Genomic DNA, 23,343 nt, shown 5'->3' on the forward strand with positions numbered 1-23,343 from the left:
ATTATTATGAAAAAAATAGTATTTATCAGCGTGTTCCTGATGGGAATACTGGGGAGCTTATCGGCTCAGATGGTGATATTCGAAGGGAGTTTCGATGAGGCCATGAAGAAAGCTAAAGAGGAGAAAAAGGATTTGTTCGTGGATTTTTACGCGGATTGGTGCGGACCTTGTAAGATGATGGCGGAGCAGGTTTTTACCCGGCCGGAAGTCGGGGAGTATTTTAATTCTCGTTTTATCTGCGTGAAGGTGAACGTGGACGCGAAAGAGAACAAGGAGCTTGCTAAAAGATACAACGTGACGGCCTTGCCGACGATGGTTTTCGTCGGCCGGGACGGTAAGGAGATGCGAAGGATAACGGGGACCAAAGATCCGGCATCGTTTGTCAAAGAGGCCCGAATTGCCAAAGGAGAAGCCCTGAGTTTCGAACAGTTGTACGAACAATACAAGAAGAAAAAAAAGGATGTCCAGCTTTCTCGACAACTATTGTTGGAAGCTCCCACTTTTGTTTCGGCGCAACAAGGGTATGACCAGCAAAAATGGATTGCTCGTGTCGATAATCTCTATGCGGAGTACATGAAAAATAATAAATTGGACCACATGATTACCGAACCGGATTTCATGATCCTGACCATGTATCATGCCCAAACGGGTAAAAAAGACCCGGTTTTCGATTTCGTGGCTGCTAATTTCGATCAATATGCAAAAGTCGTGGGAAAAGAGGTAGTGGCGGGTTACCTGATGGGGTTAAATAACTCTTATATCATCCGATTGTGTAAAAAGGGGGATCTTTCTTATAAAGACCGTTTGGCACGCGTGAACGGAGATTTACAAAAAGTATATGCCGGAATCTCTTTCGGCTCTCTTTCCGTACAGGATGCCGTTACCTTGTTGGCCGACGCTACCTACAGTCTGTATCGGCGGGATGAAGACGCTTTTTTTAAAAATATGAATAAATATTTTGCAGGGAAAGGCGATCAGGCGGATGTGAACGATTACACGCAACCCTTGGAAGACCTGTTCACGGCTTACGAGGGCAAATTGTCGGAAAACGCGTATTCGAAATGTATTCCCTGGATCGGGAAAGCTCTTGAAAAGAAAATGGATTCGGGTTTGCGTACCCGTTTATTGATCATGATGGGACAGTGTTTCCAGCATACCGGTCAAACCGATAAGGCCAAGCAATCCTTTAACCAGGCTTTTCTGACCAGTACGCAGATCGAGAACAAGATGATGATGAAACAATTGCAACAAGTGATTAAGCAAAGCTTAGAAAATTTATGAATAGATGGATATTATTTGTGTTACTTCCTTTCTTCTGGGAGGGGAGTTTTGCCCGGGATACGTCAGACGTATTTCGGCACGGGAAATTAAAGAACGGTTTGACCTACTACGTGCGGCACTCGGTTGCCCAACGGGGACGTGCCGATTTTTACCTCGTGCAGAACGTGGGTGCCTTGTTGGAGAATGATGACCAGAACGGTTTGGCTCATTTTCTGGAACACATGGCTTTTAACGGAAGCCGGAGTTTTAAAGAGGGGATTCCCCGTTTTTTGGAAAGAAGAGGGGTAAAACATTTTAATGCCGAAACAGGACAAGACGAAACGGTGTATTATATTAACTCGGTACCGACAAAAGACAAGCTTTTAGTGGATTCCTGTTTGTTGGTATTGAAAGACTGGTCGGGTTTTCTTTTACTCGATCCGAAGGAGATCGACAAGGAACGGGGAGTGATTTTCGAGGAACGGCGTTCCCGGCGGGATATGAACGCCCGGCTAAAGGAACAGACGGATCTTTACGCGTATAACGGCAGTCGCTATGCCACCCGGAATGTTATCGGGACGGTAGAGGTGCTGGAAAGTTTTACCCCGATAGAGTTGAAAGCTTATTACCATGATTTTTATCGCCCGGACTTACAGGCCGTGATCGTTATCGGAGACGTGGAGCCGGCCCGGATAGAGCGAGAGATACACCGTCTTTTCGATCCCATTCCGAAACGGGTCGATCCGAAGCCGAGGCCGGTTTTTGAAATACCGGATAACCCGGAACCTTTGTACGCGAAAGCTTTCGATAAAGAGTTGACCTCTCCCGATATGGTATTGAGCCGAAGGATGAGAAGGGTTCCCCCGGTATCGTTGAAAGAGATGATGAAAAATAATTTGATCGAAAGGTTTTACAATGATATCGTGGTGGGACAATTAGACGCCTATATCAATACGCAAAACTCGTTGTTCCTGTTGACGGCCGTCGATCACGGACGGTTGGTCCGGAATTACAACAGGTGGAGAATCTACGTACAGGCTTACCCGCACAAAGAACGGGAGGCGTTGACGCAATTGATGGAGGAGATCGAGCGGATTCATCGTTTTTCTTTGACCGATAAAGAGTTGAAAAAGCGGATCGATGCTTACCTTCCGGGATTGGAGGAGACGGAGAAAAACAAGGATAAGTTGCCTAATGCGGCTTATGTGACTATTTACCAGAATAATTTTCTGGAAGGGAATCCCATCTCGAGCGTGGAGGAAGATATCTCTCTTTCCCGGGAGATTTTATCGGAATTGACGGCAAAGGATTTGCAGGATTGGGTAGCATCCTGGTATACGGACGATCGGAATTGGGTGTTCGTGATGCGGGGTAACGATCCGGCTTATGATTTTCCGAGTAAGGACGAGGTTAAACAAATCATGGAAAATGCCCGAAAGGCGGATATCAAACCTTTGGACTTCGAGGTGACAGCTGTTCCCTTGCTGGATTTCGAGGTGAAGGGCGGCGAGATCGTGAAAGAGAAAAAGATCAAAAAGTTGGATGCCGAGGAGTGGACGCTTTCCAACGGGTGTAAAGTGTATTATAAATTTTCGGATACCGACGGGCCGAAGGTGAGTCTTATGGGAGAAAGTCCCGGGGGAAAATCGCTGCTTCCGGCCGAAGATTTACCTTCCGCATCGGCTCTCTCTTCCTTGATGATGCGTTCCGGTTTGTATAAACACGATGTCCGGATGATGCAGGCCATATTGAAGGGACACCAGATTCGTCCCGATATTCGTCTGGGAGAGACCTCGGAAGGAGTGAGCGGGTATTGCGACAACAACGAGGCGGAAATGCTTTTCCAGATCGTTTACCTCTTGTTTGAAAAACCCCGTTTTAACCGGGATGATTTCGATAAGTTCGTTTACCTGAACAAAATGGATTATGAGAATACCCCCCGTACCGCGGAAGACACGATTTCCGAGGCGATGACGAAGCTTCGGTTAAAGGATTCACCCCGGTTATGGAAAAGGAATGATCAGTATTACGATGCTATGGATTTCGATAAGATGGTGGCCATTTATCACGATCGTTTCCGGGATGCTTCCGATTTTCGTTTTTACCTGACCGGAAATATCGGGCGGGAAGAGGCTCGAAAATTGGTGAAACAATACTTGGGAGCTCTTCCTTCCGTCTACCGTAAAGAGCAGCCGGTGAAGTACGATTTGCGAAAGAGCGGTTCGATGACGGAGACGATCGAGGCACATATTCCGGATGATAAATATATCGTGAATATCGAGTACACGAACAAGTTGAAATTAAAACCGGGAGAGGAGCTTTGTATAGATATTATCCGTGAAATCCTTTCCAATCGTTACCGGGATATTATCCGTGAAGACGAGGGAGGAGCTTATGGAGTGGAGGTGAGTGCATCTTATCTTTCCTACCCCAAGCCTTATCAGTTTATAGGTATTGATTTTCAAACCAGTACGGAAAAAGGCGATCGGATGCGGGCTATCGTCCATGAGCAAATTCAACGGTTGGTACAGGAGGGGATGAGTGAGGAAGAGGTGGAGGATATCGTGATGATGATGAAAAAAGGTCGTGCCCGGATGCTGAAGAACAGGGGTAATGCTCACTGGATGGAAGCCCTGCGTTATTACGTGGAAACGGGTAAGGATATCGATTCGCCGGCTTATTTCGAGAAACCGATTGAAAAGATCGATGCCAAGGAAGTGCAGGCGGTTGCCAAAAAGTTTTTCGATACCGCCGAATGTGCGGATATCGTGATTAAATCTGATCATTGACGATTTAAAATTGTAGATTGACAATTAAATAACACATTGCACCCGTCCCGTGGGTTATTGATTAAATGAAAGGCGAATAGATTTGAGAATTTATTTATGATTAACACTCTGATCTTACGATCTTTAAAATCATATTTTTTAAATTTACAATCGTCAATCTACAATGGTCAATTCTTTTTGAGTTTGCTTTGGATCGGATAGTGGTCTGAGAATTTGACGGTATCTCGGAGGTAAGAGACGGTTTCGAACGAGGAGGAGTGGAGGATATGGTCGATACGGAAGGAGGGAAATTCTCCGATATAGGTGTTGCCTAATCCTCTTCCTTTTTCGACAAAACTGTCTTGCATGTCGTCGTCTAAAGTGCTGTAAGTATAGGAGAGAGGAGTATCGTTGAAATCTCCGCACAGGATGACGGGATAGGAGGATCGGTTCATGTGTTTCTTGATGATCTCGGCTTGCCGGGCTCTGTTTTTGTTGGCGGCAATCAACAGGGAAACGATAGAGTGTACCTCTTCGGACAGAGCTTGTCCTTTCCCTTCCGATAGCTTTTGCAGGAGTTTGCGGTCTTTGTCTCCTAACCGGTAAGACTCCAAATGAACGCAATATACGCGTACGGTATCGTTTGAAACGGCAATGTCCGCGTAAATGCAGGCGGCCATATATTTTTTATCGAAATCGATAAAACCCGTGTTTAATAAAGGAGTACGGGATAAGATGGCGATATCTTTTTGATGGTAATAGTAGGGATAGGTAGAGAATCTTGCAAAAATTCCTTTTTGTTGAGGCACCTCCTGAAGGCATACGAGGTTCCCCGGGAATCGATTGATGTACTCTTCCAGTTGTTGGGGTGTCTCTTTTTGTTTGGACCAGCCGTATATATCCATTTGCCGGACATTATAGGAGAGGATCGAGATATCGTATGGTGTATTTCCGGATATCGGACCGTTCATCCCGTAATAGGTTCTCATGAAAGGATACCCTGCGGCTAAAACGAACAGGATAAGCCATGCCGTTTTTTTCCAGCGTGCAATCCAATACAGGAGTAGAATCAAATTGACGATCAGGAGATAGTGATAGGCTAACCCTATGAGGGAGGAGAGATAACAGGTGTTCGGGTTTACGTAGGGAGAAGTATAACTCCCCAATAGGCCTAAAATAGCGGTCCACGTGATGATTCTGATAAAGGTATCGATGATTCGTTTCAACCTGATTTGTTTTATGGGTTTAATTTCTTCCCGATTTGAACAAAATTTCTTTCTCCTCTTTTGTCAAGCTTTCATATCCCGATTTGGAAATCTTGTCTAAAATATCGTTGATCCGGTCGTCTTTTTGTTTTTTGTATTCGTTGTACTCCCTGTCATTCATATCCGATGCCTTCTTTTTATACTTTACCCGCATCTTTTTACGGGAGATAAATAGTTTTCCGATCTTTTCAAAGAAGTTGACGATACCGCTTGCAATATCCCGGTTTTTTCGAATGCCTGACGTGAAAAGATAACCGAAAAGAGCTCCGCCCAAGTGGGCGATATGTCCACCCGCATTTCCCGAAGGTATGCTGATGATATCGATTGCTGCCGTGAAAAGGGCCAAATGGATTAATTTTACCGGGCCGACCAGGAATATATAGATCCGGTGGTTCGGCAGGTAGGTACAAACGGCAAAGACGATGGCCATGATAGAAGCCGAGGCCCCTATGGCCCATGAAAAATAGCGTTCCGTGGCAAAAGCCGGGAAGATCGCATAGGCCGCCATATAGATGATAGCCCCTGATATTCCGCCGAGAATATATACTCCCGTCAGTTTTCGTTCCGAAAAATAGTTTAAAAAAATCCCTCCGAACCAGTAGAGCCATAACATGTTGAACAGCAGATGAAAGAATCCGAACTGTGTAAACATATAGGTAATGATGGTCCAGGGAGTGTACAGAAGATTGTAAGGATAAGCGGGAACTCCCACGTAGGGCAATAAAAATTCGTCTATCCCCCGATAGCCGGCCAATATAAAGAATACGGCTGCTAACTTGATGACAATGAAAACCGCAATATTGATGTATATCAGTCGGCTAAGGGTCGTTCCTTGTCTGAAAGAGCGTTTTATTCCGCTCCATATTCCTTCAGAGAAAGGGGTATTACCATATGGGTTATAATATGCGGCCATAATCGATCAATAAAAACGTTTACTGTGTTTACGCCAATAACGTATCATGAAGAAACCGAACAGCATACCTCCCAGGTGGGCGAAATGGGCCACGTTGTCTCCCACTTGATTTTGAATGCCTAAATACAACTCGGCGGCTCCATAAAAGAGAACGAAATATTTAGCCTTAATCGGTATCGGAATGAACATAATGAACAATTCCGTGTTGGGAAACAGCATGCCGAAAGCTAACAAGATTCCGAAAACGGCTCCTGAAGCTCCGATCATCGGAATGTTGACGTATCCCTGTATGACGTTTTGATAGATGGCCTCTGCCGTTTTAATATACTCCTGGGAATTCGGATGGTTGGTCCAACCGTCGATAAAGGCGACTAAGTCGTTCGGAATGCCTCCCAGATGAGTTCGTAAAAATTCTGCTAATAAGCCGGGGTCCGGTGTATTTTGAAAAGCATAGAACTCCTCCTGCATGTTGTGGTAACCGTACCAGCTGACCAATGAATAGAGTAGTGCCGCTCCGATACCGGTGACCATGTAGTATATGACAAAACGTTTGCTTCCCCACACCGATTCAAGAATGCGTCCGAACATGAATACGGCGAACATATTGAAGAATATATGCGTTAGCCCTTCTTGGGTAAACATGTGGGTAATGTATTGGTAGAAAGCGAAGTGCTTGGATTCCGGAAGGTGTAATCCTAAAATATTGACCCAATCGATACCGGAGCGTTTTCCCATGAGGTTGATCAGTAGAAAAATGATCACATTGATGATGATGATCGCTTTTACCGCCGGGGTAATATTGGAAAGTGGACGATAATTACTCATTTTTGTTCGGTTTAGTATTTTGTTTGTTTACCGGTTTATGCTGTCTGTTTTCCACTTTGTTTACCGGTTTGTTTCCGTTGGAACGGTTTGTTTCCGCCCGGTTGTTATTTTTTTGTACGTTTTTCCGGTTATTTCTGTTTTTGGAATAGTTCTTTTTAGGTTGTTTCTTTTCGTCAAAGCGGTTTAAACTCTCTTCTCCTACTCCATCCGTGTATTTGATATCTTCCGGTCGCTTTTCATTCGTATCTAAAGCTTTAGGTGGAATAAAACCTCTTTTGTTCATGGCGATAATCTCTTTCACCCGTTCCACGGGGAGTTTGATTAAAGCTCCTTTTCCCTCTTTATCATAGGTATAAGACATGGAACGTCCGAATATGTCGGTTTTTTGATGATAGAGCATGCCTTCGCCGGTATTCAGCCAAACATTGGAGGAAGGAAAATCTTTTTGCTCGTCGATGTAAGCATCCACTTCGTAGTTAAGGCAGCATTTTAACTTGCCGCATTGGCCTGCCAATTTTTGCGGGTTCAGGGAGATATCCTGATAACGTGCCGCGGAAGTAGACACCGATATGAAGTTGGTGATAAAGGTCGAGCAACAAAGTTTTCGTCCGCACGAACCGATGCCGCCAATGCGCCCTGCTTCTTGGCGTGCTCCGATTTGTTTCATTTCGATACGGATGTGAAAAGTTTCGGCCAGTACTTTAATCAATTTCCGGAAATCCACCCGGTCTCCGGCAATGTAATAGAAGATAGCCTTTGTTTTATCTCCCTGGTATTCGACATCTCCGATTTTCATGTCCAAATTAAGGTCTGCAGCAATCTTGCGGGATTTAATCATGGTATCATACTCGAGGGCGATAGCCTGTTGCCATTTTTCGATATCGTGCGGTTTGGCTTTCCGATACACTTTTTTCAGCGGATTTCGTTCCAGATCTACCCGTTTCAATCGCATCTGTTCCCGGACCAGTTCTCCTGTCAGGGAGACGATACCGATGTCGTGCCCTAATGCAGCTTCTACGGCAACAATATCTCCGATAGTGAGATTCAGGTTGCTGTTGTTCAGGTAAAAACCTTTTCTCGTGTTTTTAAAGCGAACTTCGACGATATCGGAAGTACTACAACCCTCCGGGATATCTTGCATCCAGTTGTATTCCGTCAATTTACCGGCAAGCAGACGATGGTCTATTACCGGAACGATAGGATAGGGCTGTTTATTTTGGTTTTCGGGATTTTCCCGGATCTCTTCGTTTATTTCTTCACTCATACGTTAAGACTAAAAGTTAAAAATTAAAAGCTAAAAGTTACGACTGAAAATCAGGCTGTTTTCCGTTTTCACTTTTCTGGTCAACCTATGCGTGCGGTTGACCTATGGACGGATATTTTGCATTACCTTAATGCAAAGATCCGTGAATATGATTTTCCCGTTTCCGTTGCGGATGATGTCGCTGTAAGCTCTTTCAAACTCTTCGTAAAGCGGGATTACGTTGCCTTCATGTACATAAGGAGAAAATTTTACGGAAAAATCTTTCTCCCGTTTGGTCATGTATACTATATTTTCGAGCTCAAAGTTTCTGACAAAGTTTTCACGTATCATACGGATGCAATGAGTTAGAAAACCTTTTTGCCGCTCTCTTCCCAGGGCTGCCAATTCGTTGACGAATTCGTTAACCGTTAGCATCTTCCTCTCCCAGCACAAGCGCATCATTTGAATGAATTTTTCCTGGTTATAAACGGACTCTTCCGTCTCTTCGAGGATTTTAAGGGCCTTTAGCCAGCTTCCGGAGGCCACGTGGGCGACTTCGTTCGCGGAATCGGGAGACAGGCTTTGCTGGCGGATCAACTGTTTGGCAATCTCTTCTTGTCCGAGAGGAGGAATATGAACACGTTGTGTCCTGGATAAAATGGTATTGATAATCTCTTCCGGGTGTTCCGAGACTAACAGGAAAAGAGTTCTCGGGTAAGGCTCTTCTAAAATTTTGAGTAGTTTGTTAGAGCATTCCGGTTTCATTTTTTCCGGTAGCCATATGATCATTACCTTGTAATCCGATTCAAAGGGTTTTAGTGCCAGTTTCCTCAGGATATTCCCACTCTCTTCCGTGTAGATCATGGCTTGTGCGTTCTCGTCGGCTCCCATCGCCGATAGCCAGTTCTCCAAATCTATGTAAGAATTGTTCAGTAGTACATTTCGCCATTCGTTGAGATATTCATCGCTAACGGGAAGTTTGATTTTTGTGGATTTTACCACGGGGAAAACGAAATGCAGATCCGGATGAATTAATTTTTGCATCTTTTTGCAAGCCGGGCAAACCCCACAAGCTTCCTCGTGCTTATCGCCCGTGCAAAAAAGATATTGGGTAAAAGCCAGGGCCAGGGCCAGACTACCGGAGCCTGTTTCTCCGGTAAATAGCTGGGCGTGACTCACTCTTCCCGATTGCAGGGTGGCGAGCAGTCGCTGCTTTATCTCTTCATGGCCGATGACTTCTTTAAAAAACACGTTTTAATTTTTAAATTTAATGATTTAGATTCCAGCCGTACAAGACTTTTTTAATTTAAGACCGGGCTTTCTCGATCAGCCAAGCGGATAATCTGAAATCATTGAATGATGTTATTTAATTTTCCGTTTTCAGTCGAATGTTCAGTTCTTTCAGCTGTTCTTCCGAAATTTCAGAAGGGGAGTCAATCATAACGTCTCTTCCTGAATTGTTTTTCGGGAAAGCGATCACGTCCCGAATCGAATCCAAACCGGCAAACATGGAAACCAAGCGATCGAATCCGAAAGCAATTCCGCCGTGAGGAGGGGCTCCGTATTTGAAGGCACCTATTAGGAATCCGAATTGAGCTTGTGCGGCTTCGTGCGTGAATCCGAGACAATCGAACATTTTGGACTGGAGATTGGAATCATGGATACGGATAGAACCTCCTCCTACTTCCACTCCGTTAATGACCATATCGTAAGCATTGGCCCGGACCTTTCCCGGATCGGAATCCATTAAAGGAATATCTTCCGGTTTGGGAGAGGTGAAGGGATGGTGCATGGCATAGAAACGTTGTGTTTCTTCGTCCCATTCCAATAAGGGAAAATCCACTACCCATAAAGGTTTGAATACGTTTTTATCCCGCAGTCCCAAACGGTTTCCCATCTCTAAGCGTAATTCGCTTAATTGGGGTAAGGTCTTCTTCTTGGGACCTACCAGGATAAGAAGTAAATCGCCCGGTTGGGCTTTACAAGCTTCTGCCCATCGTTTTAAATCGGTCTCGTCGTAGAATTTATCCACGGAAGATTTCAGGGTTCCGTCCTCGTTATATTTCACGTAAACCAAACCTTTGGCCCCGATTTGAGAACGTTTCACGAAATCCGTCAGCTCGTCGATCTGCTTCCGCGTATAATGAGCGCATCGAGGGGCGCAAATGGCTCCTATGTATTCGGCATCGTCAAATACGGCAAAGTTTTTTCCTTTGGCGATAGCCGTCAAGTCGACAAACTTCATGTCGAAACGGATATCGGGTTTGTCACATCCGTAATATTCCATGGCGTCCGCCCAAGTCATTCGGGGGATTGCCGGGATATCGACGTTTCGTATTTCTTTGAACAGATGACGGACCAGCCCTTCAAATAGCTCTAATACGTCTTCCTGTTCGACAAAAGACATTTCGCAGTCGATCTGGGTAAATTCCGGCTGGCGGTCCGCCCGTAAATCTTCGTCCCGAAAACATTTTACGATCTGGAAATAACGATCGAATCCGGAAACCATCAATAATTGCTTGAAAGTCTGTGGACTTTGCGGTAGAGCGTAGAATTGTCCCGGGTTCATCCGTGAAGGGACGACAAAGTCGCGGGCTCCTTCCGGAGTACTTTTGATCAGAACGGGAGTTTCTACTTCTATAAAATCCCGGTTACTCAGGTAATTGCGTACAATCTGTGCCATCCGATGTCTCAATTCCAGGTTTTTCCGAACAACAGGCCGGCGTAAATCCATATAACGGTATTTCATCCGTATGTCGTCTCCCCCGTCGGTTTGGTCTTCGATGGTGAAAGGAGGAGTTTCAGAAGTACTCAATATATGGAGTTCTTTAATCAGGATCTCGATTTCTCCGGTAGGAATCTTGGTGTTTTTACTGGCTCTTTCAACCACGGTGCCTTTTACTTGAATCACGTATTCCCTTCCTAATTTTTCCGTTATTTTTTTGATCTCGTCAGGAGCGGATTCTTCCACGACTAACTGGGTAATACCGTAACGGTCTCTCAAGTCCACGAATGACATGGCACCTAACCGTCTTACCTTTTGAACCCAACCACTGAGACAAACGCTTTCATTCACGTTTTCTATTCGTAGTTGTCCACAAGTATGTGTTCTGTACATAGTTTTACTATTAAATATTCGGATTCGGAGCTACTCCTAAGTCCTCTTTTGTTTTTATATGACTTTGTTTATAGGATACAATTCGCCTATTTAACAATTTGCGAAAATAATAAGAATTTATCAGTTTCCGGTGCTAATCTCGCAAAAAATCAGCATATGTAGTCAACGGATTTGAAATAGACGTTCGGGGTTTTCCGACGGATCGGATGCGGGTATTCTCTTTCGGATGAATTTTCCATAAAACGACACCTTCATTTCCTGTATTTTGATTTTTATGTATTGATTCTTTTGTTAAAATGCCAAATGCTCCATTTATGTATGTTATTTTTTCGGATATGAATAAACAAATTTTTATCTTTGAAACCTTATTATATGGATTGAAAGGCAGAGATGAATTATGTTGATGTGATTATTTTGCTTCCTTTGATATATGGAGCATATAAAGGTTTTACTTCCGGATTGATCGTGGAGATGTCGACGTTGTTCGCGTTGATTTTAGGCGTGTTCATATCTTTAAAGTACGGAAGCGTTACGGAATCTTTTTTGAAAGATTTTATCGATATTCCTGTTTCTTACTCTTATTACGTCGCTTTTGCGGTAACTTTTCTATTGGTAGTTATCGTTATTCATTTGTTGGGAAAGTTATTGACCAAATTAGTCGATATGGTCTCTTTGGGGCTTTTCAACAAATTGTTCGGAATTTTGTTAGGCATGATGAAAGCTGCTATTGTAGTATGTGTCATCTTGTTTGTTGTCAATGCATTAGACTCTAAATATGATTTTATTCCTGCAAAAACCAAGAATCAGAGCCTGTTGTATTATCCTTTTGTTAATTTTGCAAATGGGGTCTATCGGAGTGCTGTAAATTAATTGTCAAAATCCTATAAATTGAGAATCGATGAATTTTGTTGAAGAATTAAAATGGCGGGGTATGATTCATAATATCATGCCGGGAACAGAGGAGCAACTGGCGAAAGAGCAGACGACGGCTTACGTGGGTATTGATCCCACGGCAGACTCGTTGCACGTGGGGCACTTGGTGTCGGTTATGATGATGAAACATCTTCAAATGGCGGGTCATAAACCTATTTTTCTGATAGGAGGGGCTACCGGAATGATAGGGGATCCGAGCGGTAAGTCTTTGGAAAGAAATTTATTGGACGAGACAACCGTGCAGAAAAATATGGATGGGATCAGGGCGCAGTTGTCGAAGTTCATCGATTTTAATTCCGATGCACCGAATGCCGCGATCATGGTGAATAATTATGATTGGATGAAAAATTTCACCTTTCTTGATTTTATCCGGGAGGTTGGAAAACATATTACGGTGAATTATATGATGGCTAAAGATTCGGTAAAGAAGCGATTGAGTGCCGATTCGACACAGGGCTTATCTTTTACCGAGTTTACGTATCAGTTGGTACAAGGATATGACTTTCTGCATTTACGTCGTCATTATAATTGTCTTCTGCAGATGGGAGGGTCGGATCAATGGGGAAATATTACGACAGGGGGGGAATTGATACGCCGGAAAGACGGTGCGGAGGCTTATGGTTTGACCTGGCCTTTGATGACAAAAAGTGATGGTAAAAAATTCGGAAAAACGGAATCCGGCAATATCTGGTTGGATCCTAAACGAACCTCTCCTTATAAGTTTTACCAGTTCTGGTTGAATGCCACGGATGAGGACGCCGAGAAATACATTAAGATTTTTACGATCCTTCCTCCGGCCGAAATAGATGCTTTGATCGTCGAACATCATGATGCCCCGCATCTGAGAAAATTGCAGAAGGTTCTGGCAAGGGAGATAACCTGTCTGATTCATAGTCCGGAAGCTTACGAGGCTGCCGTGGAAGCCTCCCAGATTTTGTTCGGAAACGCAACTTCGGATGCGTTGAAACGTTTGGATGAAGATACTTTGTTGGCAGTTTTCGAAGGTGTGCCTCAGTATGATATTTTGCGTTCCGATTTGGAAGCGGGGATCTCTATCGTGGATTTATTGGCCGATAAAACGTCGATTATGTCTTCCAAGGGAGAAGCACGCCGTGCATTGAAATCAAATGCGATCAGTTTGAATAAGGAGAAGGTAACGGATCAGGAATTGATCGTGAATGCGGAATACCTCATCGATGATAAATTTATTTTATTGCAGAGCGGTAAAAAGAATTATTTCTTGCTGAATGTCAAGTAATAAAAGCGACCGAAAGGTCGCTTCTTTATTTTAAATCGGAAGAATTCAGTGATTTTGTGATTGATAATTCAGCGATTAAAGGATTGCATTCGAATCACCTAATTTTTCAATCTTCTAATCCACACATTCTTTGTAGATTTTAAATTGTAGATGATGAAACGAACGCTGTTTTTTAATTTACAATCTACAATCGTCCATCTTTTTTTATCATCCAATCACTAAATCACCTAATCACAGAATCTTTTTAATCTCTAATCTTTTAATCTTCAATTATCGTGTCTTGATACAGAAAGTCGTTGAACGGGAAACGGGCCGAATGGATTTCTTTTGCGATGTTGTACAATTTTTCTTTTAACTCCTCGATGTTTTCCTTGTTTTTGGCCGATATGTATACGGTTTCTCCCCCTTGTTTGGCCATCCACATTTGTTTGAGATGATCAAGGCTGTAATTTTCCCGTTCGATAGGGGTCAGGTCGTCTTCCTCTTTAGGTACAAAGGTAAATGCATCTATCTTATTGAAAATCGTAATCGTCGGTTTCGGATTCTCGATCAGTTCAGCCAACGTTTCGTTAACAACCCGGATTTGATCTTCGAATTGCGGGTGGGAGATATCTACAACGTGCAGGATCACATCGGCTTCCCGTACCTCGTCTAAGGTCGATTTGAAGGATTCCACCAAATGATGAGGCAGTTTGCGGATAAAACCGACGGTGTCGGCTAATAGAAGCGGTACGTTTTTGATGGCGATTTTTCGTACGGTCGTATCCAATGTCGCGAATAGTTTGTTTTCCGCGAACACTTCCGACTTGCTCAATAAATTCATCAGAGTAGATTTACCCACGTTGGTGTACCCGACAAGAGCTACCCGCACTAATTTCCCCCTGTTTTTACGTTGGGTAATCATCTGTTTGTCTATTTTGTCGAGTTGCTCTTTCAGGCGGGAGATCTTATCCCGAATGATCCTTCGGTCCGTTTCGATTTCCGTTTCTCCGGGACCTCGTAAACCGATACCTCCCTTTTGCCGTTCCAGGTGGGTCCACATTCCCGTTAAACGAGGCAGGAGGTATTGGTATTGTGCGAGTTCGACCTGGGCTTTTGCCTCTGCGGTTCGGGCTCTTTTGGCGAATATGTCTAAGATCAGATTGGTCCGGTCGAGCACCTTTCTTCCTTTCAGTTCCCGTTCTATATTGCGAAGTTGGGTAGGAGTCAATTCGTCATCGAAGATAATCAAATCGATGTCGTTTTCTTCTACATAATTTTTGATCTCTTCCAATTTCCCTTTACCGATAAAGGTCGCTGTTACCGGTTTGTCTAAATTTTGTGTGAAAACTTTCACGGTTTCGGCTCCGGCCGTTTCGGCCAGGAAGGCTAATTCGTTTAAATATTCACACATGGTATCGTAGCTGATATTTTCTGATTGTAGGGCTACACCCACAAGAATTGCTTTTTCTGCTTTTTTTTCCGTATAAAAATAATTCCCCATAATAGCGATAAATAAGGGGCTGACGATCACGACAGCCCCTTGTTATAATTCAAAAATCTTTTATTATTGATTCTTCAATTGGAAATTGATGGGTACAGTAAAGGAAACTTTTACTGGTACTCCTCTCTGCTTCCCTGCTTTCCATTTGGGCATGGATTTGATGACGCGAACGGCTTCCTGGTCAAGAGACGAGTCTACTCCACGAACCACTTTTATGTCACCAACAGTTCCGTCTTTTCCAACTACGAATTGAACGATTACTTTACCTTGTACTCCGTTCTCCTGGGCAATCATCGGATACTTCACATGCTTGTTAATCCATTTTGTGATATCTCCTCCCGGAAAAACCGGCATGTCTTCCACGGTTACGAAGACATCGTCTTCTCCCGTTGCATCGGGATCGTACTCTCCGTCATAATCGTAATTTTGGACCTCTCTGTTCTCTACGTCAGCTTCAACGTCTTCAATTTCCAGTTGCTCCTCAATATCCGTATCATCTTCAACAATATCGATCAAGTCCGTTAATTTCGGGGCTGGAGGAGGTGGAGGAGGCGGTTTCAACATTTGTTGCGTAATTGGAATGACCTCTTCTTCCATTGTCGGCTCTGCCACGGTCATAAATTCTTCTTCAACGTTAGTGCTTACTTTCCATTCGAAAGCTAAGAATAAGATGGCCAAGGCAGCAACCAAACCGATCTCGAAGAAAATACCTTTTCTTCTTTCAAGGTCTGCTTTCGGTGATTTCTTTACTTCCATTTTATTAGTTTAAATATGTGCTTACTATTATTCCACTTTTCGTTCGTAAAGATAAGCAATATGGAGAGAAATAGCAACTTTTTTTCGAATAAAATGTTAAACGAAAAACGAATCTCTTTTAAAATCTTGTTAATGTGCAAGTAGAAGGCTGAAATAAGAAGAAGTAAAAAGGGCAGCCTATTAAGACTGCCTCTTTTCGGGATGTTCGTATTGTATGTAAATCACTGTATGTATCTTATTCTTGTGTAAGTCGCTTTTTAATTTTTTGCTCTTCTATTTAAATGTTATTCAAACGTTAATTTGATGATGTAAAAGTAGAATATAAAAATGAGAAAAACAATTTTTCAAGGGATAAATGTGAATATTTTCTTAATTTTTTCACGACGCAAGCTTAAATTAACGTTAATTATGTATTCCCGGCGCTTCGAAATCTAAAAACGGACCTTAAAGGATAGAAATTCGGGTAAGTTTTTTACATTTGTATCATGCTCGAGGTTTTTTATATTTACATGCCGTCAACCGTAAGGTATGAGAAGGTTTCTCCCGGATTGAAAAAATGGATATCCGAAGAAACTTATCGGGAAATTGTCGTTTATAAAAACGAACGAGTAAAATTGTTCCGGTCGGCAGGAGAGGCTTTGGTGCGTTATGTATTGAAAACGTATTGGCATATCGCTCCTTTTTCCTATCGAATCTTGAGACAGAAAAAAGGGAAGCCTTATTTGGAAGGAGTTCCGAATCTTTTTTTTAATATTTCTCATTCCGGAGATTATTTGGTATGTGCTTTTTCCGATCAGGCCGTGGGGATCGATATAGAGAAGAGGCAAAAGGCTCGAATGGAGGTGGCTTCTCGTTTTTTTCATCCTTTGGAGGTAGAGCGATTGAAATCTGTATGGGCAGAGAAAAAGGATAGACTGTTTTATGATTTTTGGTCCGTAAAGGAGAGTTTTCTGAAATATACGGGAGCTGGTTTAACGCGTCCGATGAGCAGTTTTTTGGTCGCCTTTGAGGAGGATGGTATTTTTTTGCATGAAGAAAACAGGAAATTACCTTTAGAGGTGAGCGAATGTCCGATTGATCATCGATATTCTTGTTTTGTTTGTAGCGAGCAAAACGTATTACCTCGCGTTCGGGAATGTTCAATTTCGATATTTCAGCTTTAAATAGAGACCGTTATACTCCTTTCTATTTAAAGCTGAAATAAAAATTGTATTATAATAATTGCTGTTTGTTCAGGTATTCTGCTATTTGAACGGCATTGGTCGCTGCTCCTTTTCGCAGGTTGTCCGAAACGACCCAGAGGTTAAGGCTGTTTTCCCGGGAGAAATCCCGTCGGATCCGTCCCACGAAGACCTCGTCTTTTTCATTTGCGGTAAGTGCCATCGGGTAAATATTTTGCGACGGATCATCCTGTACGACCACTCCAGGAGTTTGTGACAGTAAATTTCGAATGTCATCTAAGTTGTAATCGCGTTCGAATTCTATGTTTATACTCTCGGAATGTCCACCCGTCACGGGAACACGGACGGCGGTGGCTGTTACTTTTATAGAGTCGTCGTTTAAGATTTTGCAGGTTTCATTTACCAGTTTCATCTCCTCTTTCGTGTAACCGTTTTCTGTAAAAGAGTCGCAATGGGGTAAGCAGTTTCGGTCGATAGGATGGGCATAGGCTTTTTTCACCTCTTTACCTTCCCGTTCACCCTCGAGTTGTGTGATTCCTTTTAAGCCGCTTCCGGTAACGGATTGGTAAGTGGATACAACCATTCGTTTGATTTTGTATTTTTTGTGGAGAGGTGCTATAGCCATGAGCATTTGTATGGTGGAACAGTTCGGATTGGCAATAATTTTATCGTCTCTGGTTAATGTATCGGCATTGATTTCGGGAATGATTAATTTTTTAGCGGGATCCATTCTCCAAGCCGAAGAGTTGTCTATGACGGTGGTCCCTGCTGCTGCAAATTGAGGAGCCCATGTTAAAGAGGTTTCCCCTCCGGCTGAAAAAATAGCTACTTGAGGTTTCATTTGTATAGCCTCTCGCGTGCCTACTACTTTATATGTTCGGTTTTTAAATGTGATCTCTCTGCCCACGGAGCTTTCGCTGGCCACGGGAATTAATTCGGTTACGGGGAAATTTCTCTCTTCCAAAACTTGCAACATCTTTCTTCCGACAAGACCTGTTGCTCCTACTACTGCTACTTTCATATTTTTCAGTTTTTTGCAATCGATATATTGGGATTGCAGAATTTATAATTAATGGTATTAAAAACAACGACAAATGTATGATAATTTTAATTGCAATCGTCAATCATTTTAATCATCCAATCACTAAATCACCTAATATCAATATTTATTTAATATCATGGTTTAGCTTCATTTTTTGAATGTAATCCTTGTCTTGCTTTTTCATTCCTACGAGGTAGTAGTTGACGGGCTTGTCGTGGTCGTTCAGGTACATGCGGGGACGGCGTTTGAATCCCGGATTGACTAAAGATAAGTCCGGTCTGAAGTAGGCCGTGCGGATGTCTGCCAAATCCAGTAATGTGTGGAAAATGGCATTTGTAGAGACCGGAGCATCGGCATGTGCAAGGGCTTGGGTGTAATGTTCCGGTTTTAATGTTTTGTAAGACTCGGAAAACCACAGGAAGAAAGGAATGTGTATTTGATAAATGGTAGGGATGGGAGAGGCATGAAGAAATTTTTTCCGGCAGTCATCCAGTAGATCTTCTCCGTGGTCCGGAGAGTACAATAGGGCTGATTCTGCCTGATTTTCATTCAACAATTGGATAATGTCGGCCAGAAAACCGTCGGTATAACGAATACTATTGTCGTAAGCATTGATCAGTTGTTGTTTGTATTTGTATTCGATTCCCGAGGTGTTATCCGGAGAGTAAACGGCAAATTCTGCCGGATACCGTTCCCGGTAGTTGAAATGTGATCCGTAGGTATGGAGTACGATAAAAAGGTTGTCGGACAAGGAATCGATGCATTGCTTAATCAAAGGGATTAGGGCTTGATCGTAATTATTTTCGGTGATTAGTCCTCCTTCTAACGGTAATCGGATTGTTTTGTAGATGTCCGCTTCCGAAGCGAAATAGTCCGTGAAAGAACGGTTGGGAATCTGATTGGAAAAAAAGACGGTTTTAAAACCGACTTCTTTGAAAGCGGTAATAATACTTTTTTGGGTATAAAGAGCCTCGTAATGTTCCGCGTCGGCGGCAGAAAGGATTAAGGGTACACTTTTGTGCGTGGTGTTGGATTGGGTAAGGGCATCTTTATACAATATTAAGTTTTCCGTCGTTTTTAGACGGGGATTGGTTTCCCTTTCGTATCCCCATAAACTCCAATTCTTGGCGCGGGAAGCTTCTCCGATAACGAGTATATAGATTTCTCTCTTTTCGGAAACCAGCGAATCCCGAGTGGCATGAAAGGTGAACTCTTTAGACGTTTTTGGGTAGAGTTCACTACGGTGCCATTTATGAACGGCATATCCTAAATTGTAAAATATATTGGCAGGATAGATATCCGTTTTTATTTCGTAGCTGTTGTCCCGTGATTTCTCAAAAACGATACCTCCGGATGTAAGGACGAGTAAAGCCGCTCCCCCTATGATCATGTGTCGGCGAAATGCCGCGGGATAGATTACTTTATAATGTACCGACATAGAAGCGAGAACGATGGTCGGAATATAAAGGACACAGACCAGGATTATAGCCGGCCACAAACTGTTTAGCAGCTCGCCTGCTTCGGATGCGTTGGTCGTTGGTAAATTCAAAAACATATCAACGGCAATAACGGATTCTCCGAAAAGGTAAAACAAGACCATTTGAAAGGCGTGGAATATCAATAGGGGGATTAGGATGAGTTGGATCAGTCCGGCCTTTTTGAGCAGGGAAAACACGATAAGGTATACTCCTAAAGGAGCAAGGATAAGAATGATCCTTCCTAATCCCGAAAGAGGTTCCGTGAAGATTAAGAAGCAGTTCGGTATCATGTTCAGGATGATGAAAAACCAAAAAACTGCTTTGGGTTTTTTCGTGAAATCGGAAATAAAATTAAAAAGCTTCATTGATATTGAAGTAGAATGCGTTCTGTCCTTTGCCGAAACCATAATCTAATCTTACGTTAACTCTGTTTTTAAATTCCCAGCGATATCCCAATCCGTAGGAGGGAAGGGTTTGACTCCATTTGAATTTGTCCGTTTTCGGAAAAACATTTCCGGCTCCACCCCAAACGACAATGCCATGTCGGTTGTAGATTTTTTGCCGGAGTTCCACCTGGGTCTGAACCATATCGTTGTCTCTGTATTGTCCTTCGTAATATCCGCGCATCCGGTAGGGGCCTCCTAATAGGGCAACCATACTCCACGGGGTATCTCCGTAATTGAAAATACCTTGTATCTCCGAAGCAAGGATACCTCCTTTCCATAGCTTATGGTAATAACGGAGTTCTACGCTCGTTCTATTGAAATCATAGTCATTTCCCAAAAATTTAGGAAAAAATTGTTGTTCTAATTTGGCATAAAATCCCTTGCTCGGATTCGGAATAAAATCCCTCGAATCGTAGGAAGCTACGATTCCGGGACCGAAGCAGGAGATGCTGCTCTTTTCTCCGTTAAGGAATGAAATATCTTTAAAATCTTTTCCGTTAACGTTCCTGAACATCAGGTTGGGCCCCACGTAGGTATTTTTGGCGACTTTGAATAAAAAATCCAGTTTAATTTGATTTTCTAACCGTTTAAAGGTCGTGCTGGAATCCCTGTGTCCGGCTTCATAACCGATTCCCCAGTAAGAACTCGGAAAAGAGAAAAAATAGATGTTTCCGTCGATTCGGAATTTGTCTTTCGGAAATATCGTATTCCCGCGAATCCCTAACAGGTAAAATCCGGTTGTGGTGATATCACCGTAAATAGAAACATTGGAGGGAGATATGGATTTGTCTGAACGGTCTAATCGGTATAGACCGGAAGCGACCACGCCGAGGCCTAATTTGGTATCGCTCGAAAAATGAGGTCCTCCGATGATGGAGAAATCGAATTTTTTCTCTTCTTTTACTTCGTTCGATTCGGCAAAATAACGATAAAAACGCTTGAAAAAATTATCTTTTTTTGTTTTCACGGAATCAGGAATCTCGTTTATGCTGTCCCTTTTTTCTATTAGTCCGTCTGCTTTGCCCTGGGATATACCAAAGCCAAACAGGAGAATAAAGATATATAGTGATCGTTGAATCATATCTTGTTTTGTTGGAAGTAGTTGGAATATAGATTTTAATACACGGTTTTAATTCTGTTAGACGATGTACGCAAGATTTATGCCATTTGTTTACTTTTTGATAATCATCAAAGAAAAATAAGGAAATTCTTTCGTCATGATTTCCTCTTTGTCTTGGTAATAAAGCTCTCCGGTCGTACCGATATTTTCAAAATAATGAACATGAAGTGACGGGTTCTTTGCTATAAAGCGATGGATCTCGTCCGTACATTGTGAAAGTTTCATAATTACAATGACATAGTTTTTTTCTATTAAGCCCTGGAGTTCTCCCGAGGAAACGGTGCCGGGAAGGACAATTAGTTTTTCCTCCTGTTTCACGATATGGAGACCGGCCAATGCACCGGCCGCGATAAAAGCCGGAATTCCGGCTGATGTCGTGATGGGAATTCCGGCGTTTGATAGTTTCTCAAACAGATAATTGCCGGAAGAATAGAAACCGGAGTCTCCTTCCGCTGTAATGGATACGATCTCCCCTTTGTTTATTTTTTCCTGAATTTCCAAGGCTATTTGATCATACATCCGATTGGCTTCCGTCCGGTCTTTTGACATAGGGACCGGAAAACAGTGAATCCGGGTTGTATCGACGGGCAATGCCCGCAATATGGTTAAAGAACGGGATTTAAAATTACCGTTTTTATCTGCGGTTCCCGGACAGTATATGCTTGTCGATTCTTGTAAGGTTTTCAGGGATTTAACCGTGATTAATTCCGGATTGCCTGGTCCTAATGAGACGTTTATGATTTTTCCTGTTATTGCCATATCTATGATTTTAATCGTAAAAAGCAAATTTGAATCTCTTTATGATCTCTGGGTCATAAATTTGCGAGGGCAAAAGTCGTAAAAAAAAGAATGTGATCAAAATAATATTTATATCTTTGCATGCGTCTTGGTATTTCCATAAGGAAAAGGGAATCCGGTGAAATTCCGGGGCTGTCCCCGCAGCTGTAAAGTCAATCGCTATCTCGTAATGAGGTAGATCTTTTCGGTACAACCACTGAAATGTGTCTGTTTTGGGAAGGAGAAAAGATGACAAGCCAGAAAACCTGCCAGATGTGTACATTGATTAAATTTAATCTTTCGGAGGAAAAGAAAATGAATACATTCATGCAATTATCTTTAGTATTGTTGTTATCTGTCGGTTTACTTTCTTGTAAACCGGAAAAACGTCGGGCTAAGGTTGATTCTGTCGTATCCGGTATTAAAGCGGAATCAGACACTGCAAGACAAATCCGGCTGAAGTATGCACAAGGCTTTCGGGTCGAATATCGGAAGGATTATTTGTTATTGGAGATACAAGACCCACAAAATAAAAATAGTACTTGTTACCGGTTCGTTTTGAAGAAGCGGGGAGGTCATGCCTCTTTTCCCGAGGGAGTTCCCGTGATCGATCTTCCGGTCAGGCATTTGATCTGTATGACCTCTTTACAGTTGTCCAATGTTATTAAGTTGGGAGCGATGGATCGGGTGGTCGGAATTACGAGTACCCGTTACCTTTTCAATGAAACCATGCAAAAGCAGGTGGACGAGGGGAGGACTCAAAAGATCGGTATCGAAGGTAATTTCGATAATGAGGTGATCATGAATATCAATCCGGATTTGATGCTGATTTCCCCTTTTAAACGAGGGGGATATGATGCGGTGAAAGATATAGGCATTCCTTTGGTTCCTCATTTGGGCTACAAAGAGATGACTCCGTTGGGACAGGCCGAATGGATTAAGTTTACCGGTTTATTGTTGGGAATGGAAGAGGATGCGAATCGGATATTCGGTCAGATAGAGCAACGATATAATGAATTGAAACGGTTGGTACGGGATGTGAAGCGGCGCCCGGTTGTATTCAGTGGAGAGCTGAGGGGTGGCGTATGGTATGCGGTCGGGGGAAAAAGTTTTTTGGCTCAATTGTTTCATGATGCGGGAGCCGATTATTTTTTAAAAGATGATCCCAGATCGGGAGGAGTTACTCTCGATTTTGAAACGGTCTATAATCAGGCCGAGAGTGCGGATTATTGGCGTATCGCGAACAGCTTTCCCGGAGATTATAATTACGATGCGTTGAAAGCACAGGATGAAAGATACGCGGATTTCAAGGCGTTCCGGCAAAAAGGGGTGATCTATTGCAATATGAGGGAAAAACCGTTTTACGAGAGTATGCCGGCCGAGCCGGATATTGTTTTGGCTGATATGATTAGGGTTTTTCATCCGGAGTTGTTGCCGGATTATCGGCCGGTGTATTATGATTTGTTAAAAAAGTAGG

General features: G+C 42.9%; 18 protein-coding genes and 1 riboswitch. Of the genes, 6 read left to right on the forward strand and 12 right to left on the reverse strand.

The annotated features are described in order from the left end of the window. Nucleotides 1-6: 6 nt before the first annotated feature. Entirely contained in the window at nt 7-1,281 is a 1,275-nt protein-coding gene (locus DMB45_RS04875) for a thioredoxin family protein (RefSeq protein WP_041505186.1), read from the forward strand. After that, a complete protein-coding gene (locus tag DMB45_RS04880; protein ID WP_110688511.1) occupies nt 1,278-4,049 on the forward strand; it encodes a M16 family metallopeptidase in 2,772 nt (923 codons plus the stop codon). Before DMB45_RS04875 ends, DMB45_RS04880 begins: the two co-directional genes overlap by 4 nt. Before the next feature lie 167 nt (nt 4,050-4,216). Here the strand turns inward: DMB45_RS04880 and DMB45_RS04885 are convergent, their stop codons facing one another. From DMB45_RS04885 to aspS, 6 genes are all read right to left on the reverse strand, one after another. Then, nucleotides 4,217-5,254, reverse strand: a complete 1,038-nt coding sequence (locus DMB45_RS04885; protein WP_041505184.1) for an endonuclease/exonuclease/phosphatase family protein — start codon at nt 5,252-5,254, stop codon at nt 4,217-4,219. A gap of 19 nt (nt 5,255-5,273) precedes the next feature. Continuing rightward, nucleotides 5,274-6,206 carry a rhomboid family protein gene (locus DMB45_RS04890; protein ID WP_052649397.1) on the reverse strand — a complete coding sequence of 311 codons (933 nt, stop codon included), beginning with the start codon at nt 6,204-6,206 and terminating at the stop codon, nt 5,274-5,276. A gap of 6 nt (nt 6,207-6,212) precedes the next feature. Further along, nucleotides 6,213-7,031 (reverse strand): rhomboid family intramembrane serine protease, encoded by an 819-nt coding sequence (locus DMB45_RS04895; RefSeq protein WP_041505183.1) that lies wholly within the window; start codon nt 7,029-7,031, stop codon nt 6,213-6,215. Then, on the reverse strand, nt 7,024-8,295 hold the full coding sequence (locus DMB45_RS04900) for a PSP1 domain-containing protein (protein ID WP_082027530.1): 1,272 nt from the start codon (nt 8,293-8,295) through the stop codon (nt 7,024-7,026). The genes DMB45_RS04895 and DMB45_RS04900 overlap by 8 nt, the downstream gene beginning before the upstream one ends. 102 nt (nt 8,296-8,397) lie before the next feature. Beyond that, the gene (locus DMB45_RS04905; RefSeq protein WP_110688512.1) at nt 8,398-9,525 is read right to left on the reverse strand and encodes a DNA polymerase III subunit; all 1,128 of its coding nucleotides are present in this window, start codon (nt 9,523-9,525) and stop codon (nt 8,398-8,400) included. Between the two features lie 115 nt (nt 9,526-9,640). Further along, on the reverse strand, nt 9,641-11,392 hold the full coding sequence (gene aspS / locus DMB45_RS04910) for an aspartate--tRNA ligase (protein ID WP_110688513.1): 1,752 nt from the start codon (nt 11,390-11,392) through the stop codon (nt 9,641-9,643). A 390-nt stretch (nt 11,393-11,782) separates the two neighbouring features. Here aspS and DMB45_RS04915 point away from each other — a divergent pair, with 390 nt between their 5' ends. Next, nucleotides 11,783-12,262: a CvpA family protein gene (locus DMB45_RS04915; protein WP_059027088.1), complete on the forward strand. Its 480-nt coding sequence runs from the start codon at nt 11,783-11,785 to the stop codon at nt 12,260-12,262. A gap of 28 nt (nt 12,263-12,290) precedes the next feature. Beyond that, the gene (tyrS, locus tag DMB45_RS04920) at nt 12,291-13,583 is read left to right on the forward strand and encodes a tyrosine--tRNA ligase (RefSeq protein WP_041503428.1); all 1,293 of its coding nucleotides are present in this window, start codon (nt 12,291-12,293) and stop codon (nt 13,581-13,583) included. A gap of 259 nt (nt 13,584-13,842) precedes the next feature. Here tyrS and hflX read toward each other — a convergent pair whose 3' ends face one another. Both hflX and DMB45_RS04930 read right to left on the reverse strand, forming a co-directional pair. Next, nucleotides 13,843-15,066: a GTPase HflX gene (hflX, locus tag DMB45_RS04925; protein WP_041503520.1), complete on the reverse strand. Its 1,224-nt coding sequence runs from the start codon at nt 15,064-15,066 to the stop codon at nt 13,843-13,845. Between the two features lie 63 nt (nt 15,067-15,129). Next, nucleotides 15,130-15,822 (reverse strand): energy transducer TonB, encoded by a 693-nt coding sequence (locus DMB45_RS04930; RefSeq protein ID WP_041503429.1) that lies wholly within the window; start codon nt 15,820-15,822, stop codon nt 15,130-15,132. Nucleotides 15,823-16,307: 485 nt separating this feature from the next. On the opposite strand from DMB45_RS04930, the gene DMB45_RS04935 reads away from it, so the two are divergent. Continuing rightward, nucleotides 16,308-16,985 (forward strand): 4'-phosphopantetheinyl transferase family protein, encoded by a 678-nt coding sequence (locus DMB45_RS04935; RefSeq protein ID WP_052634600.1) that lies wholly within the window; start codon nt 16,308-16,310, stop codon nt 16,983-16,985. Nucleotides 16,986-17,034: 49 nt separating this feature from the next. Here DMB45_RS04935 and DMB45_RS04940 read toward each other — a convergent pair whose 3' ends face one another. The 4 genes from DMB45_RS04940 to cobI all read right to left on the reverse strand — a co-directional run bounded on the left by DMB45_RS04940 (nt 17,035) and on the right by cobI (nt 21,848). After that, a complete protein-coding gene (locus DMB45_RS04940; RefSeq protein WP_041503430.1) occupies nt 17,035-18,024 on the reverse strand; it encodes an aspartate-semialdehyde dehydrogenase in 990 nt (329 codons plus the stop codon). Between the two features lie 145 nt (nt 18,025-18,169). Then, nucleotides 18,170-19,888: a lipid A phosphoethanolamine transferase gene (locus DMB45_RS04945; RefSeq protein ID WP_052634601.1), complete on the reverse strand. Its 1,719-nt coding sequence runs from the start codon at nt 19,886-19,888 to the stop codon at nt 18,170-18,172. Next, on the reverse strand, nt 19,875-21,050 hold the full coding sequence (locus tag DMB45_RS04950) for a BamA/TamA family outer membrane protein (RefSeq protein ID WP_041503431.1): 1,176 nt from the start codon (nt 21,048-21,050) through the stop codon (nt 19,875-19,877). The genes DMB45_RS04945 and DMB45_RS04950 overlap by 14 nt, the downstream gene beginning before the upstream one ends. Nucleotides 21,051-21,140: 90 nt before the next feature. Then, the gene (cobI, locus tag DMB45_RS04955; protein ID WP_041503432.1) at nt 21,141-21,848 is read right to left on the reverse strand and encodes a precorrin-2 C(20)-methyltransferase; all 708 of its coding nucleotides are present in this window, start codon (nt 21,846-21,848) and stop codon (nt 21,141-21,143) included. A gap of 110 nt (nt 21,849-21,958) precedes the next feature. Next, a riboswitch (cobalamin riboswitch) is annotated at nt 21,959-22,154 on the forward strand. Between the two features lie 27 nt (nt 22,155-22,181). On the opposite strand from cobI, the gene DMB45_RS04960 reads away from it, so the two are divergent. Then, complete coding sequence (locus DMB45_RS04960) at nt 22,182-23,342, forward strand: ABC transporter substrate-binding protein (protein ID WP_110688534.1); 1,161 nt, start codon at nt 22,182-22,184, stop codon at nt 23,340-23,342. Nucleotide 23,343 lies beyond the last annotated feature (1 nt).

The sequence above is a fragment of the Sanguibacteroides justesenii genome, from assembly GCF_003204205.1.
GTDB classification, from domain to species: domain Bacteria; phylum Bacteroidota; class Bacteroidia; order Bacteroidales; family Marinifilaceae; genus Gabonibacter; species Gabonibacter massiliensis.

Excerpts from the sequence above, each read along its gene's own strand:
- DMB45_RS04875 (WP_041505186.1), top strand. The coding sequence starts at position 7 with ATGAAAAAAATAGTATTTATCAGCGTGTTCCTGATGGGAATACTGGGG.
- DMB45_RS04880 (WP_110688511.1), top strand. The coding sequence starts at position 1,278 with ATGAATAGATGGATATTATTTGTGTTACTTCCTTTCTTCTGGGAGGGG.
- DMB45_RS04890 (WP_052649397.1), bottom strand. The coding sequence starts at position 6,206 with ATGGCCGCATATTATAACCCATATGGTAATACCCCTTTCTCTGAAGGA.
- DMB45_RS04895 (WP_041505183.1), bottom strand. The coding sequence starts at position 7,031 with ATGAGTAATTATCGTCCACTTTCCAATATTACCCCGGCGGTAAAAGCG.
- DMB45_RS04900 (WP_082027530.1), bottom strand. The coding sequence starts at position 8,295 with ATGAGTGAAGAAATAAACGAAGAGATCCGGGAAAATCCCGAAAACCAA.
- aspS (WP_110688513.1), bottom strand. The coding sequence starts at position 11,392 with ATGTACAGAACACATACTTGTGGACAACTACGAATAGAAAACGTGAAT.
- DMB45_RS04915 (WP_059027088.1), top strand. The coding sequence starts at position 11,783 with ATGAATTATGTTGATGTGATTATTTTGCTTCCTTTGATATATGGAGCA.
- tyrS (WP_041503428.1), top strand. The coding sequence starts at position 12,291 with ATGAATTTTGTTGAAGAATTAAAATGGCGGGGTATGATTCATAATATC.
- hflX (WP_041503520.1), bottom strand. The coding sequence starts at position 15,066 with ATGGGGAATTATTTTTATACGGAAAAAAAAGCAGAAAAAGCAATTCTT.
- DMB45_RS04930 (WP_041503429.1), bottom strand. The coding sequence starts at position 15,822 with ATGGAAGTAAAGAAATCACCGAAAGCAGACCTTGAAAGAAGAAAAGGT.
- DMB45_RS04935 (WP_052634600.1), top strand. The coding sequence starts at position 16,308 with ATGCTCGAGGTTTTTTATATTTACATGCCGTCAACCGTAAGGTATGAG.
- DMB45_RS04940 (WP_041503430.1), bottom strand. The coding sequence starts at position 18,024 with ATGAAAGTAGCAGTAGTAGGAGCAACAGGTCTTGTCGGAAGAAAGATG.
- DMB45_RS04945 (WP_052634601.1), bottom strand. The coding sequence starts at position 19,888 with ATGAAGCTTTTTAATTTTATTTCCGATTTCACGAAAAAACCCAAAGCA.
- DMB45_RS04950 (WP_041503431.1), bottom strand. The coding sequence starts at position 21,050 with ATGATTCAACGATCACTATATATCTTTATTCTCCTGTTTGGCTTTGGT.
- cobI (WP_041503432.1), bottom strand. The coding sequence starts at position 21,848 with ATGGCAATAACAGGAAAAATCATAAACGTCTCATTAGGACCAGGCAAT.
- DMB45_RS04960 (WP_110688534.1), top strand. The coding sequence starts at position 22,182 with ATGAATACATTCATGCAATTATCTTTAGTATTGTTGTTATCTGTCGGT.